At 51.8% G+C, this 14,625-nt stretch carries 14 protein-coding genes and 1 tRNA gene; 6 read left to right on the top strand and 9 right to left on the bottom strand.

Annotation, left to right across the window (positions count from 1 at the left end; genetic code table 11):
* Positions 1–10: 10 nt before the first annotated feature.
* The 3 genes from FDW97_RS21730 to FDW97_RS21720 all read right to left on the bottom strand — a co-directional run bounded on the left by FDW97_RS21730 (position 11) and on the right by FDW97_RS21720 (position 3,351).
* Positions 11–874 (bottom strand): fumarylacetoacetate hydrolase family protein, encoded by an 864-nt coding sequence (locus tag FDW97_RS21730; RefSeq protein ID WP_137351610.1) that lies wholly within the window; start codon positions 872–874, stop codon positions 11–13.
* A gap of 71 nt (positions 875–945) precedes the next feature.
* Complete coding sequence (locus FDW97_RS21725; RefSeq protein WP_085048773.1) at positions 946–2,190, bottom strand: MFS transporter; 1,245 nt, start codon at positions 2,188–2,190, stop codon at positions 946–948.
* Positions 2,191–2,262: 72 nt separating this feature from the next.
* On the bottom strand, positions 2,263–3,351 hold the full coding sequence (locus FDW97_RS21720; RefSeq protein ID WP_038633446.1) for a 4-oxalomesaconate tautomerase: 1,089 nt from the start codon (positions 3,349–3,351) through the stop codon (positions 2,263–2,265).
* A gap of 154 nt (positions 3,352–3,505) precedes the next feature.
* On the opposite strand from FDW97_RS21720, the gene FDW97_RS21715 reads away from it, so the two are divergent.
* Entirely contained in the window at positions 3,506–4,435 is a 930-nt protein-coding gene (locus tag FDW97_RS21715) for a LysR family transcriptional regulator (protein WP_085048772.1), read from the top strand.
* Between the two features lie 146 nt (positions 4,436–4,581).
* On the opposite strand, the gene FDW97_RS21710 is transcribed toward FDW97_RS21715, so the two are convergent.
* From FDW97_RS21710 to FDW97_RS21700, 3 genes are all read right to left on the bottom strand, one after another.
* A tRNA-Gly gene (locus FDW97_RS21710) sits at positions 4,582–4,655 on the bottom strand.
* Positions 4,656–4,734: 79 nt separating this feature from the next.
* A complete protein-coding gene (gene actS / locus FDW97_RS21705; protein WP_038642856.1) occupies positions 4,735–5,469 on the bottom strand; it encodes an amidase activator ActS in 735 nt (244 codons plus the stop codon).
* A gap of 88 nt (positions 5,470–5,557) precedes the next feature.
* Positions 5,558–6,418 carry a LysR family transcriptional regulator gene (locus tag FDW97_RS21700; protein WP_239177474.1) on the bottom strand — a complete coding sequence of 287 codons (861 nt, stop codon included), beginning with the start codon at positions 6,416–6,418 and terminating at the stop codon, positions 5,558–5,560.
* Between FDW97_RS21700 and FDW97_RS23715 the strand changes: the two genes are divergently transcribed.
* From FDW97_RS23715 to idi, 5 genes are all read left to right on the top strand, one after another.
* Positions 6,375–6,509, top strand: a complete 135-nt coding sequence (locus FDW97_RS23715) for a hypothetical protein (RefSeq protein WP_255366011.1) — start codon at positions 6,375–6,377, stop codon at positions 6,507–6,509. The two genes, FDW97_RS21700 and FDW97_RS23715, sit on opposite strands and share 44 nt — an antisense overlap.
* 161 nt (positions 6,510–6,670) lie before the next feature.
* Positions 6,671–8,164 carry a UbiD family decarboxylase gene (locus tag FDW97_RS21695; protein ID WP_137351609.1) on the top strand — a complete coding sequence of 498 codons (1,494 nt, stop codon included), beginning with the start codon at positions 6,671–6,673 and terminating at the stop codon, positions 8,162–8,164.
* 11 nt (positions 8,165–8,175) lie between these two features.
* Positions 8,176–8,754, top strand: coding sequence for a UbiX family flavin prenyltransferase (locus FDW97_RS21690; protein WP_137351608.1), 579 nt, complete (start codon positions 8,176–8,178; stop codon positions 8,752–8,754).
* 14 nt (positions 8,755–8,768) lie between these two features.
* Complete coding sequence (locus FDW97_RS21685; RefSeq protein WP_038633463.1) at positions 8,769–9,485, top strand: DUF554 domain-containing protein; 717 nt, start codon at positions 8,769–8,771, stop codon at positions 9,483–9,485.
* Positions 9,486–9,538: 53 nt separating this feature from the next.
* A complete protein-coding gene (gene idi, locus FDW97_RS21680; protein ID WP_069324823.1) occupies positions 9,539–10,087 on the top strand; it encodes an isopentenyl-diphosphate Delta-isomerase in 549 nt (182 codons plus the stop codon).
* An 82-nt stretch (positions 10,088–10,169) separates the two neighbouring features.
* On the opposite strand, the gene lysS is transcribed toward idi, so the two are convergent.
* The 3 genes from lysS to recJ all read right to left on the bottom strand — a co-directional run bounded on the left by lysS (position 10,170) and on the right by recJ (position 14,620).
* The gene (lysS, locus tag FDW97_RS21675; protein WP_006686909.1) at positions 10,170–11,687 is read right to left on the bottom strand and encodes a lysine--tRNA ligase; all 1,518 of its coding nucleotides are present in this window, start codon (positions 11,685–11,687) and stop codon (positions 10,170–10,172) included.
* A 9-nt stretch (positions 11,688–11,696) separates the two neighbouring features.
* Positions 11,697–12,795, bottom strand: a protein-coding gene (prfB, locus tag FDW97_RS21670; protein ID WP_100194817.1) for a peptide chain release factor 2 whose coding sequence is annotated in 2 segments (ribosomal slippage) — positions 11,697–12,719 and positions 12,721–12,795 — 1,098 coding nt in all. Because the reading frame shifts where the segments join, the coding sequence is not laid out codon by codon here.
* A gap of 91 nt (positions 12,796–12,886) precedes the next feature.
* On the bottom strand, positions 12,887–14,620 hold the full coding sequence (gene recJ / locus FDW97_RS21665; RefSeq protein WP_137351607.1) for a single-stranded-DNA-specific exonuclease RecJ: 1,734 nt from the start codon (positions 14,618–14,620) through the stop codon (positions 12,887–12,889).
* Positions 14,621–14,625 lie beyond the last annotated feature (5 nt).

The raw sequence follows: 14,625 nt of genomic DNA, 5'->3' as shown, positions 1-14,625 counted from the left end.
TCCTGACCGTCTAAACAAGCAACGCTTCTTGCTGCGGTTGGGCTTCCACAATGGTATTAATCAGACGACCAATATTTTCGATTTCAACTTCAACCCGATCGCCATCGTGCATAAATAACGGAGGATTGCGTTTTTTACCGACGCCGCCAGGCGAACCCGTAATAATGACGTCACCGGCGCTGAGGGAGGTGAATGTGCTGATATAGGCGATAAGATCTGCCACTTTGTGGATCATGCTACCAGTGGAGTCGTTCTGAACCAGCATGCCATTCAGCCAAGTATGGATGGTCAACGCATGAGGATCGGGTATCTCATCCGCTGTAGTCATATAGGGGCCAAAAGCGCCGGTTTGCTTCCAGTTTTTACCGGCGGTAAACCACGCGTGCTGCCAGTCACGAACGGAGCCATCCATATAGCAGCTGTATCCCGCGACATGATCGAGCGCGTTATTTACATCAATTCGGGTGCCCGGTTTACCAATGATGACAGCCAGCTCGCCCTCATAATCGAATTCTCTCGACAACTCAGGTTTAAGCACAGGTTGGGCATGACCAGTTTGTGAATCAGGAAAACGGATAAACAGCGTCGGGGCATTATTCGTCTCGGCAAACTCTTTTCTTTTTTCAGCGTAATTCATCCCAACGCAGAAAATCTTTCCTGGCTCTTCGATAACGGGCAAAAAGGTAATATCTTCAAGCGTAATATCCACAGGGCAATCGTTGTATTGCCTTGCGACGTCAACAGCATCCCATTGAAGAAGGTCTTTCAACGTCGCATATTGATGGCCGATTTTATTACCCAAATCGATAACGCCGAATTCTGTATAAATCCCGTAGCTTTTACGGCCCTGATGAATATAACTTGCTAATTTCATGATGACACCCGATTGATATACATACCTGTTTTTTGTTTACGCCCTGAGGCGTGAACAAATTGCCAAACTTTTTATTCTGCGGACTGGGCGGGCACCAGTACCGGTTTTGGACCGGATGCCAGATACGTTGCCACGACAACGCCAATGGCAAGCAATACCAGAATCAACCCGGTCATCCCCATCCAGCCCAGTGAATGGAAAACAAAACCGTTGATAAAACCAATCACCGAACCGCCCATGTAGTAAAAGAATAAATAGAGTGCAACGGCCTGGCCTCTTGCATGCGTTGCATTTTTACTTACCCAGCTCAAACCAATAGAGTGACAGCCGAAGAAACAGCCGGTAAAAATCACCGCGCCAACAATAAAGGTGATGACATTCGACGTCAGCGTCAGCAGCATGCCTAAGGCCATGATCAGAAAAAGCACACGCAATACTTTCATCGCGCCATATTTCGCACTTAAACGACCAGCCTGCGGAGCCGTAAAGAAACTCAGGGCGAAGCTAAAGGAGAGCAGACCTGCGTTTGCCGGTGAAATATGGAACGGCTCGCCTTTCAGGAAGAAGGCCAGATAGTTATAAAGCGAGGTAAATGCGCCGAAAATAATGAAGCTGATAACAAAAGCCAGCGCCAGATTTTTGTTTTTGAAATGCGATGCAGCCCCTTTCACCATACGCGTAATGTTAAGGTTTTGCGTTGGGGTGAAGTTTTTAGATTCAGGCAGTAAAAACTTAACCAGAATGGCAACCACAATCAAGCTGGCCGCAAAACCGTAAAAGATGGCATTTATTGAAACGTGATCAATAAGTTGGCTGGCAACAATACGACCGGACATGCCGCCCATGGAGTTACCGAAGACAAAATATCCCGTTACGATACCTGCCGCCACCGGGGCGACTTCTTCACTGATGTAGGCAGTGGCCGCCGCAGCGATACCACTCAGCGCCAGACCAATTACCGCACGTAGCGCCACCAGCATCGCCCAGGATTCCATCAGCGGACAGAGCAGCGTAAGAATACCGCCTAACAGGAGGGAGACAACAATTAACCGTTTTCTGCCATAATGATCGGATAATGTCCCGGTAAACAGCAATCCAATAGCCAGCAACGCCGTTTCTGCTGATAAGATAATACTCACCTGGCTGACAGGAACATTATATTCCACAGCAAGCGTCGGAAGCAGTGGCTGAATAAAAAACAGAGAAGCAAGCTCTGCAAGCCCGGATAATGCCAGGGCCAGAATCACGCGAATATGCGCTCCGGCTTTTACAGAATCTGAAGCTTTCAGGGTATTGTTAGCATGAGTTAACGCCATAATAACCTCGGTATTATTGTTAAGGTACAGAGTGTAATTTTTTAAGGCAGATGTTTTTTATTTAAATTTTATTTACGCAACTTCAGTGAGCATTTTTTCCGGTACACATACGGCACCCTCAAACAACTTGCGTGAAGTACGTATCACTGCGGCACGGGTTTTTTCGATATTGTTACCTTCCTTCAATAAGGACACGGATATTTTTCCACTTGGGTGTTCAATATCGATGATATTAGTGAAGAGCCCCTTTGGACGATCGGCGACAATTTTTGCCGCGACGGAGCCTTCAATCAGCGTTGCGGTCGAAATACCAATCGAGCCGGTAATCGCCAGTGATTTATGGCATGTGTGCGGCATGAAATACCGTACCTGAATCGTTCCGCCGTTACGCGCCGGGCTGAGAAGAACCGGTTTAGGGATCACCTTGTTTGTCACATCCCCTAAGCCCATAGCTGCGCCAGCCTGACGACGCAGACTTTCCAGCTTTTCTTTAAATGCCTTATCGCCATCTAATTCTGCAGGAGATTCCCCTCCTGTTTTTCCCAAAGCTGAAGCGTCAATCAATACCATCGGCATCGCCATATCTATACAGGTGACTTCAATACCGTCGAAGACGTTTGTCGCACTGTCCGTCGGCAACAATTTCCCCGTTTTAGAACCCGCAGAGTTCAGGAAAGTTAAGCCTATGGGCGCGGCGGTCCCCGGGACTCCATCAATCTGGGTATCGCCTTCGTACACCACCCGATAATCAGGCGTTTGCACTTCTGCATCGACCAGCGTTCCGGTATTGAGATTGCGGATCCGCACCGTCGTTACCGGGCTTTGCGCCTTCACCAGCCCCTTTTCAATAGCAAAGGGACCGACCGCACAGAGCATATTGCCGCAGTTAGGCGTGGTATCGACACGACGTTCATTCACCATCACCTGTGCAAACAGGTAATCCACATCCGCGTCAGGACTTTCTGAAGTGCTAACTATCGCTACCTTACTGGTTTGCGGACTTCCACCGCCAATACCGTCAATTTCGAGTTCATGGCCTGCCCCCATCAAACTGAGTAAAACTGCGTCACGCGCTTCTGTTTCCGCAGGCAGGTCGCTGGCCAGAATCACCGGCCCTTTTGACGTACCGCCACGCATTAATACGCAAGGGATCTTTAACATATGTTTATCTCACTTCGCTTTTGTCAGGAACGCTATAAGGTTTTCACACTCCGGTTGATAACTCTAATGCCAAAAAAAGCAGGATTAATACGTTTTGCACATTAATAGCCCGTGCGTTATGGTGGTTATATAAAAGCGAGAATGGGATACAGCTATGCCGCATGAACTACAGGGGATACAAGCGTTTGTAAAAATTGCAGAAATCGGATGCTTTACAAAAGCATCCCAATTTTTTCACATTTCACAACCTGCTTTAACACGCAGAATTCAGAAACTGGAAGATAGCCTGGGAACCACGCTGTTTGAACGCTCTACGCGCAGCGTTAAGCTCACGACAGTAGGAAGAGAATTTTTACCTAAGGCTAAGAATTTAATAGATTTTTATGAAAGTTCCATCCTCAGTATTAAAGAGATGGCGACACATCAGGCAGGTGTTATTACGGTTTCCTGTATCCCTACTGCCGCGTTCTATTTTCTGCCTTCAGTGATACGAGATTACAACAATGACTACCCAAACATCCGAATCCGCATACTGGAGCACAGCGCCAGCGATTGCCTGGAAGCAGTATTAAATGGCGACGCAGATTTCGGCATAAATATGATAAACGTCACACATCCAAATATCGATTTTGCGCCGCTGGTGAACGAACCCTTCGTTCTGGCATGCCGACGCGACAATGAGCTGGCAAATAAATCGCTGGTAACCTGGGACGATCTGGCCGGTATGAAGCTGATTGGGGTAAGACGCTCCAGCGGAAACCGATCGCTGATCGATCAGGCTTTCGAGAAAATGGCCTGGAAACCTAACTGGTTTTATGAAGTGCGTCATCTTTCGACGTCACTAGGGATGGTGGAAGCGGGTCTCGGTGTGTCTGTCGTTCCCAGTCTGGCGATGCCGGCCGATGAACATCACATCCTTGTTAGTCGTCCACTGATAGAACCCGTCATACGCCGTACGCTTGGCCTGGTAAAACGCAGTGAAACAACCCTTAGTCCTGCGGCGGAAAAATTCCGCCAGCTGATATTACATCTGTGGTCAGGCGAAAATAGCAGCCCCTGGATCAACAAGTTTACTCAGCTGTAACCCACCGTTGGGCAACGAGTGTATGACCGATGAGAACTCTCCCACGGCATCAGCAGAGGAAGTCAACGCATTGATTTTCGGTAAAAAAAGAATTGTCGCAGGTGGAAATCAGGCAGAGCAGAGGGAAACATCAAGGGAAGTGACTTTGGAGCGGGCGAAGGGAATCGAACCCTCGTATAGAGCTTGGGAAGCTCTCGTTCTACCATTGAACTACGCCCGCATTGAAGTGCGTAAGGGATTATAAACCTTACGCTCTTCTTGGCAAGGGACGAACCGACTGACTGGCGATTAATTCACCGTCAGCATTTTGGCTTACTGCCCTGCGGCGGTAAATAACGCAGCGGATCGATAGCCGTTGCGCGATAACGGATCTGGAAATGCAGACGCACCGTCGTCGCATCCGTGCTGCCCATCGTGGCGATCTTCTGCCCGGCTTTCACGTTTTGACCGTTGTTCACCAGCATGGTGTCATTATGCGCATAGGCAGTGATGTAATCCTCACTGTGCTTAATCATGATGAGGTTGCCATAGCCCCGCAGTTGATTGCCGACATAGACCACTTTCCCGGCTCCGGCCGCATAAATCGGCGTACCGCGTGCAGCAGAAATATCAATGCCCTTATTACCGCCGTCCGCCGTGGAATAAGGCAGGATCACCTTACCGCTGGCGGGCCACTGCCAGCAGCGTTGTCCTACCGGCGGCCAGGACGACTGAGGTACAGAAGAAGACGGTCTGACGGCAGCCGTTTTGGTAGAAGATTTGCTCGAGGATTTCGCGGTTGCTTTACGCGCTGTTGTACTGGTTTTCGCATCACCGTTAAGCTTCAGCTTTTGCCCCACCTCAATGGTATAAGGGGGGGAAATGTTGTTCAGACGGGCGAGATCCCGAACGCTGGTGCCAGTAGAGCGTGAAATGGCGTACAGCGTATCACCGCGCTTCACAGTATACGTGGAACCGGAATCAGATGAACTGGAACACCCTGCCAGGATCAGGCTGCTCACCAACATTATCGTGATATAAAAACGTTTATTCATCAGCCATTCTGCACTCAACACAACGTTTACCTCGAAATCAGAGGTCATTATCATACCAGCCAGCCGGACGATCCCCAATCGCTACGCTTCAATCGGTAGGGTTAAACGGATATCCCTGTGCGATAATATCCATTAACGCGGGTAGATAAGGCATAGAGGGTAATTTCACCAGCGCAGGATAAAATATTTGTGGCGAAGGAAAAACGTCTACCACGTAACATTGGCTAAGTTTATCAGCATCGACTTCCGAAGACGGTAATAACGTCGCAGCCTCAAGGCCGGACTCCAGCCAGTCGAGAATGACCCCCGGTTGCGTAATATGCATGATCACTTTTGCGCTTACTCCGGATTTACGAAACAGATCCATCAGCATCTCGTAAGTCCCTGAATCCTTTGCCCGATGCAGCAGCACCAACGGCATCTCCGCCAGCGCAGTGTAGTTATAGGGATTTGCAGGAGGGCCCGGCAGGCATTTTTTATTAATTACCGCCACCAGCTTAATCGGATCAAACGACACATAATCAAAGCCTTCACTGCGATAGGGACGCTGTATTAAAGCAATATCGATTCCCCCTTCCGTTAATAATGTCTCAAGATGGCTGGAGTCGGTAACAGAAATATTGATCGCCGTATCCGGATTACGTCGGTAAACTTCCATCAACAGTGCTTTAAAATAGTTCTGGTAGAGATGAGTTAAACCTATTCTTAATTCGGCTCTGTTTTTTTGTGCAATATCTGTCGTTTCCCTGGCGGTATCCTCCACCTGACGTAATATTTCACATCCTTTGCGATAGAGAAAAAAACCGGCCTCCGTGGGTTCAATACGATTTCCACGGCGAACAAAGAGCGAGACCTGAAGTTCTTCTTCCAGCTCCTGAATCCGCTTGCTGAGGGGGGGTTGCGCCATGTTCAACGATTTCGCCGCCTGGCTGACCGACCCTTGTTCCACCACCCGACAAAAATACCGTAAGCGCTTTAAATCCATCATCATCACCCGTGGTTTAACGTATCGCCAGTATCACACTTACCCAAAAAAATAAAAAGCCAGCCCGCTACATCTCATGTTAATTAATCATTATTTAACAGGTCATTAAAATAAACTTTTTTGATCTACTAACTATCCGGTAAACGGTATTTGTGTAAAAGCGCCACGGAAAATATTGTGCAGACAACGAAACATCTTTTCCGAAGGAACCATCCCATGGCAAATACTGATAACAAATCTCCCTCAACGGTGCATGATTTACGCTCTGCGCTCCAACTACTGAAAACACTTCCCGGTGAATACGTTGAAACCGATACCGAAGTCGACCCGCACGCGGAACTCTCTGGGGTGTATCGTTATGTGGGCGCGGGCGGAACCTGCCAGCGCCCGACCCGCAAGAACGGGCCGGTGATGGTATTTAATAAAATCAAAGGATTTCACGATATCAGCGTGGCAATTGGCCTCAACGGTTCGCGCCAGCGCGTCAGCCATTTTCTGCAGTGCGAACCAGCAAAACTAGGGCATCTGCTGAAAGATTCTGTGGAAAACGCCATAGCGCCAGTCATGACTCAGGGCGCGGCGGAATGTCAGGAAGTGGTGCATCTGGCGAGCGATGCCGATTTCGATCTGCGTAAACTATTACCCGCTCCGACCAATACAGAAGAAGACGCTGGTCCCTATATTACCATGGGCCTGTGCTACGCCTCAGACCCGGAAACTCACGAATCCGATATCACCATTCACCGCTTGTGTGTACAGAGCCGCGACGAACTGTCCATGTGGCTGACCCCTGGTCGCCATATTGATGCTTTCCGCATGAAAGCAGAAGCCGCAGGTCAGCCGCTACCGATTTCAATCAGCATCGGCGTGGATCCGGCGATTGAAATTGCCGCCTGTTTTGAGCCGCCAACCACCCCACTGGGCTTCAACGAATTGAGCATTGCGGGCGCGCTGCGCGGCAAAGCCGTTGAGATGGTGCAGTGTAAAACCATCAACGAAAAAGCTATCGCTCATGCGGAGATCGTCATTGAAGGCGAACTGCTGCCAAACGCACGCGTACGCGAAGATCAGAACACCCATACCGGGCGCGCAATGCCTGAGTTTCCGGGTTATACCGGCGAAGCGAAAGAGGCTATTCCGGTGATCAAAGTGAAAGCCGTTACTCACCGCATTAACCCCATCTGGCGCACCACCGTCGGACCTGGCGAAGAACATGTCAATATGGCCGGTATTCCGACTGAAGCCAGCATTCTGGATATGGTAGAACGCGCCATGCCGGGCAAACTACTCAATGTTTTCGCCCACTCGGCGGGCGGTGGCAAACTTCTGGCGATTCTGCAGTTTAAAAAATCTTCTCCGACAGATGAAGGCCGGCAGCGCCAGGCTGCTCTACTGGCTTTCTCTGCATTCCCAGAACTCAAGCACGTCATCCTGGTGGATGAGGATGTAGATATTTTCGATAGCGACGACGTTCTCTGGGCCATGCAAACCCGCTACCAAGGGGATGTTGACACCATTACGATCCCTGGCGTTCGTTGCCACCCGCTCGATCCGTCACAGGTGCCGGAATACAGCCCGAGCATCCTGCAACAGGGAATGTCCTGCAAAACCATTTTCGACTGTACGGTGCCATTCCACCTGAAGCACAACTTCCAGCGTTCCAAATTTAAAGATGTGGACGTGAAGCGCTTCCTGCCGGATTTCGAGTAAAGGAGACCACCATGACAGCACGCATCATCATTGGGATCAGTGGGGCCTCCGGGTTTCAGTACGGCGTTAAGGCGCTGGAGTTGCTTCGCCAACACCCCGTTGAAGTCCATCTGGTGGTCTCAAAAGGAGCAGAAAAAACCTGCGAACTGGAGACAGATTACCGCCTGGACGATGTGACAGCGATGGCTGACGTGGTACATCCCATCGCGGATCTGGGGGCGGCTATCTCCAGCGGTTCATTTAAAACACTGGGGATGCTGATCGCACCATGTTCCATGCGCTCTTTGGGCGCAATCGCCCACTGCCTGACGGACAACCTGCTGACCCGGGCGGCGGACGTGGTGCTGAAAGAGCGTCGTCGTCTGGTGCTGCTGGCCAGAGAAACGCCGCTGAACCTCGGCCATATTCGCAATATGGCCTCAGTAACTGAAATGGGCGGGATCATCTTTCCGCCGGTTCCGGCGCTGTATCAGCGTCCGCAAACGGCGGACGACATCATCACCCATAGCGTTAATCGTGCGCTCGATCTGTTCGACCTTGAAGTCAACAATATCCCCCGCTGGGGTGAAGGCGAGCTAAATTTTACTTAACAGGACATTTCTCAATGTTAATCGGCCCATATGTAAATGGTTCCGCCGTCATTCTTGGCGGGCTAGTTGGCGCAATGGCGGGCGGCAAGCTCCCTGAACGTGTGAAAACGGCGCTGCCGATGACTTTCGGGCTTTGCTCCGTTGGTCTGGGTATCACGCTGGTACTGAAAGTGAAATATATGCCAGCAGTGGTGCTGGCAATGGTGATCGGCGCCATTCTCGGTGAATTGCTGCATCTGGAAAAAGGAATTGGTAAAGCCGCTGGCTCCACGCGCGGTTTAATCAACAAAGTTCTGCCGCCAGTTAATGGCCTGGGTCACGAAGAGTTCACAGAGAAATTTGTCGCCATCCTGGTACTGTTTTGCGCCAGTGGCACCGGGATTTTCGGGGCGATGACCGAAGGGATGAGCGGCGACCCATCAATTCTGTACATCAAAACGATCCTCGATCTGTTTACCGCAGGGATTTTTGCCACACTTCTCGGCTACGCGGTTATGACCATCGCCATCCCACAAATCATTATTCAGGTAGCGCTGGCGATGCTGGCAGTGATTATCCTGCCGATGATCACTCCTGACATGATGGCGGATTTCTCTTGTGCTGGCGGACTGCTGATGGTGGCCACCGGTTTGCGTATCTGTAACATTAAACTTTTCCCGGTCGCCAACATGTTGCCAGGGCTTGTTTTGGTAATGCCTTTGTCCCATTTATGGGCTACCCTAGTGGCCTGAGTGCATGACCCGGCGGGTTTGTGTCGGGTCATTTTTTATTTTCAGGAGTTGTCATGGCCGGGGAACATGTCATTTTGCTGGACGAGCAAAATAAACCGTCAGGCATGCTGGAAAAGTATGCCGCCCATACCTTCAACACCCCTTTGCATCTCGCGTTTTCCTGCTGGATATTTAACGACCAGGGACAACTGCTGGTGACGCGCCGTTCACTGCACAAAAAAGCCTGGCCTGGCGTCTGGACAAACTCTGTCTGTGGCCATCCGCAGTCGGGGGAGACAACCGAAGATGCCGTTATCCGCCGCGCCCGTTTTGAACTGAGCGCAGACATTACCGCGCTCGCCTCTGTATATGCGGATTTCCGTTATTGCGCTACGGATCCCAATGGAATTATGGAGAACGAAGTTTGTCCGGTCTATGCCGCGCAGCTTATCAGCCAACTACAGCCAAATGCGGATGAAGTGATGGATTACCAGTGGAGCAATCTTGAGGATGTGTTAAGCGGGATTGATGCAACGCCGTGGGCGTTTAGCCCGTGGATGGTGATGCAGGCTTCAAACGATAAGGCGCGAGAATTACTGCGCAAGTTTGCCAACGGGAATTAATTGCCTGATGGCGCTATGCTTACCTGGCCTACATAGCGAATTGTAGGCCAGGTAAGCATAGCGCCATCGGGCATGTCACATCTTACTTAACCGGGCGCATCGCCGGGAACAGGATCACGTCGCGGATGGTGTGGCTGTTGGTGAACAGCATAACCATACGGTCGATACCAATACCCAGACCCGCAGTCGGCGGCAGACCGTGTTCCAGAGCGGTAACGTAGTCTTCGTCGTAGAACATCGCCTCGTCATCACCCGCATCTTTGGCGTTAACCTGATCCTGGAAACGCTGCGCCTGATCTTCTGCATCGTTCAGCTCGCTGAAACCGTTACCGATCTCACGTCCGCCGATGAAGAATTCAAAGCGATCGGTGATTTCCGGGTTTACGTCATTACGACGCGCCAGCGGAGAAACTTCGGCCGGGTACTCGGTAATGAAGGTCGGTTGAATCAGGTGCGCTTCCGCGACTTCTTCGAAGATCTCAGTCACGATACGGCCCAGACCCCAGCTCTTCTCAACTTTGATGCCGATAGATTCAGCGATCGCTTTAGCAGAGTCGAAGTTATCCAGATCGGCCATGTTGGTTTCCGGGCGGTATTTCTGAATCGCTTCGCGCATGGTCAGTTTTTCGAACGGCTTACCGAAGTCGAAGACTTCTTCGCCGTAAGGCACTTCGGTGGTTCCCAGTACGTTCTGCGCCAGCGTGCGGAACAGTGATTCGGTCAGTTCGATCAGATCTTTGTAGTCCGCATACGCCATGTAGAGTTCCATCATGGTGAACTCTGGGTTATGACGAACAGAGATGCCTTCGTTACGGAAGTTACGGTTAATTTCGAATACGCGTTCGAAGCCGCCAACCACCAGACGCTTGAGGTACAGTTCCGGCGCGATACGCAGGTACATATCCAGATCCAGCGCGTTATGATGGGTGATGAACGGACGCGCCGCCGCGCCGCCAGGGATCACCTGCATCATCGGGGTTTCTACTTCCATAAAGCCGCGACCCACCATGAACTGGCGGATGCCAGCCATAATCTGTGAACGCACTTTAAAGGTATTGCGGGATTCATCGTTAGAGATGAGATCCAGATAGCGCTGACGATAACGCGCTTCCTGGTCCTGCAGCCCGTGGAATTTATCCGGCAGCGGGCGCAGCGCTTTCGTCAGCAGACGCAGCTCGGTGCAATGAATGGACAGCTCACCGGTCTTGGTCTTGAACAACTTACCTTTCGCGCCGAGGATATCGCCCAGATCCCATTTTTTGAACTGCTCGTTGTAAACGCCTTCCGGCAGATCGTCACGAGCAACGTACAGCTGAATACGGCCGCCAACATCTTGCAGCGTAACGAATGAGGCTTTACCCATAATACGGCGGGTCATCATACGACCAGCAACGGATACCTCAATGTTCAGCGCTTCCAGCTCTTCGTTTTCTTTCGCGTCGAAGTCAGCATGCAGTTGGTCTGAGGTGTGATCGCGACGGAAATCGTTCGGGAACGGGATCCCCTGCTCACGCAGGCTCGCCAGCTTCTCACGGCGCGTTTTCAGTTCATTGTTAAGGTCGGCTACCGCGTCAGCGCCCTGTACGTGTTGTTCAGACATGTTGGTTCCTCATAACCCTGCTTTCAAACTTGCTTCGATAAATTGATCCAGGCTGCCATCCAGCACCGCCTGCGTGTTACGGGTTTCAACCCCGGTACGCAGATCTTTAATGCGGGAGTCATCAAGGACATAAGAACGAATCTGGCTACCCCAGCCGATATCTGACTTATTGTCTTCCATCGCCTGTTTCTCGGCATTCTTCTTCTGCATTTCCAGTTCATAAAGCTTCGCTTTCATCTGCTTCATGGCCTGGTCTTTGTTCTTGTGCTGGGAACGGTCGTTCTGACACTGCGTCACAATCCCGGTCGGAATGTGGGTGATACGCACCGCCGATTCTGTACGGTTAACGTGCTGACCGCCCGCGCCAGAGGCGCGATAAACGTCAATGCGCAGATCCGCCGGGTTGATGTCGATATCGATATCATCGTCAACTTCCGGATAGACAAACGCCGAGCTGAACGACGTATGGCGGCGACCGCCGGAGTCGAACGGGCTCTTACGTACCAGACGGTGTACGCCGGTTTCAGTCCGCAGCCAACCGTACGCATATTCGCCAGCAATTCTGATGGTCACGGATTTAATACCCGCCACTTCGCCTTCAGATTCTTCAATAATTTCAGTCTTAAAGCCGCGAGCTTCGGCCCAACGCAGATACATACGCATCAGCATGCTCGCCCAGTCCTGCGCTTCCGTACCGCCGGAGCCAGCCTGAATATCGAGATAGCAATCTGCGCTGTCATATTCGCCGGAGAACATACGACGGAATTCCAGCTGCGCCAGCTTATCTTCCAGGGTATCGAGTTCTGCTACGGCTTCGTTAAAGGTTTCTTCGTCGTCGGCTTCTACAGCCAACTCCAACAGGCCGGAGACATCTTCCAGGCCCTGGCTCATTTGGTCGAGTGTATCTACGATGGCCTCAAGGGAGGAACGCTCTTTACCCAGCGCCTGCGCGCGTTCGGGTTCGTTCCATACGTCCGGCTGTTCCAGCTCGGCGTTTACTTCTTCCAGACGCTCTTTCTTGGCATCATAGTCAAAGATACCCCCTAAGAACGTCAGAGCGCTCCGTGAGGTCCTGAATGCGGTTATTTACCGGATTAATTTCAAACATTGTCTGATTTCTTTTATTGGACTAGTCAAAATGCGGTTATAAGAGCGGGATTGTAACTAATCCACGCCCTTTTTTATAGCGATTAGTGACGCTAAAGTGGCCAGATATTATCGATTATTAGCTGCAAACTACGGTTGCCGCGAAACTCATTAATATCCAGTTTGTAGGCCAACTGAACATCGCGCACGCCGTTGTCCGGCCAGCAACTGGTATCAACGTTGAACGCAATTCCGTCCAGCAGAGGTCCGCCGCCAACCGGCTCCACCATCACCTTCAGATGACGCTCACCCACCAAACGCTGCTGAAGCAGACGGAAATGTCCATCAAACAGCGGTTCCGGGAACATTTGCCCCCACGGCCCAGCATCACGCAGCATTTGCGCGACCTCCATGGTCATCTCCGCGGCGCTTAGCGGGCCATCTGACACCACTTCGCCCTGCAGCAAGGCGGGATCCAGCCACTCGGTTACCAGTTCGCCGAAACGCTGCTGGAAACGCTCAAACTGCGCCTCTTCCAGCGACAAGCCCGCCGCCATGGCGTGACCGCCAAACTTGAGGATCATGCCAGGATGAAGGGTGTCCAGGCGCTCCAGCGCATCACGCATGTGCAGCCCCTGAATCGAACGCCCGGAGCCTTTGAGCGTACCGTCGCCGGCAGGAGCAAACGCAATCACCGGACGATGAAAACGCTCTTTAATGCGCGATGCCAGAATGCCGACTACTCCCTGATGCCACTCAGGATGGTACATCGCAAGGCCGCCCGGTAGCGTCTCGCTACTGCGCTCCAGTTTTTCACACAGGGTCAGCGCTTCCGCCTGCATGCCCTGCTCAATTTCTTTGCGTGTCTGATTGAGCGCGTCCAGTTCATTGGCCAGCATGCGTGCTTCGCCAATGTTGTCGCACAGCAACAGCGCCACGCCGACGGACATATCATCCAGACGGCCAGCGGCATTCAGCCGTGGCCCCAGCGCAAAACCTAAATCGCTGGCAGCCAGCTTAAGTGGGTCGCGGTTGGAAATCTCCAGCAGCGCCTTAATGCCGGGACGGCACTTTCCGGCACGAATACGGCTTAATCCTTGCCACGTCAGAATGCGGTTATTAGCATCCAGCGGGACCACGTCGGCCACCGTGCCGAGCGCGACCAGATCGAGCAAGTCCGCCAGGTTCGGCGGCGCAATGCCTCGTTCATCAAACCAGCCTTTGTCACGCAGGAAGGTGCGCAGCGCCAGCATCAGATAGAAGGCCACGCCAACCCCTGCCAATGATTTAGACGGGAATTCACAGTCGTGCAGATTGGGGTTGATGATTGCCTCTGCATTAGGCAGCGTATCCCCTGGCAGGTGGTGATCGGTCACCACCACCGGGATTCCCAGCGCTCTGGCATGTTCCACACCGGCGTGAGACGAGATGCCATTGTCTACGGTGACAATCAGCTGAGCGCCACGCGCATGCGCCTGCTCCACCACTTCCGGGCTTAAGCCATAGCCGTCTTCAAAACGATTAGGCACCAGGTAGTCAACGTTACCGCAACCCAACGCACGCATCGCCAGAATGCTGAGCGCCGTACTGGTCGCGCCATCGGCGTCAAAATCGCCGACCACAATAATGCGGGTTCCCGCGCGAAAGGCGTTATAGAGGATCTCAACGGCTTTTTCGACGCCGTTCAAATGCTGCCACGGCAGCATTCCTTTTACGCTACGTTCAAGTTCCTGGGCGCTGCGCACGCCGCGGCTGGCGTATAAACGACGCAGCAATGGCGGCAGGTCATCAGGTAGCTCGGTTTTCTCGTCGGCTTCACGCCGACGAAGTTGTATCTTTTGTTTCACGCGAA

This window comes from Citrobacter sp. wls708, assembly GCF_005281255.1.
Taxonomy (GTDB): Bacteria; Pseudomonadota; Gammaproteobacteria; order Enterobacterales; family Enterobacteriaceae; genus Citrobacter; species Citrobacter werkmanii.
Note: the sequence above shows the minus strand (reverse complement) of the source record. Positions and strands in the feature narration are given on the sequence as shown.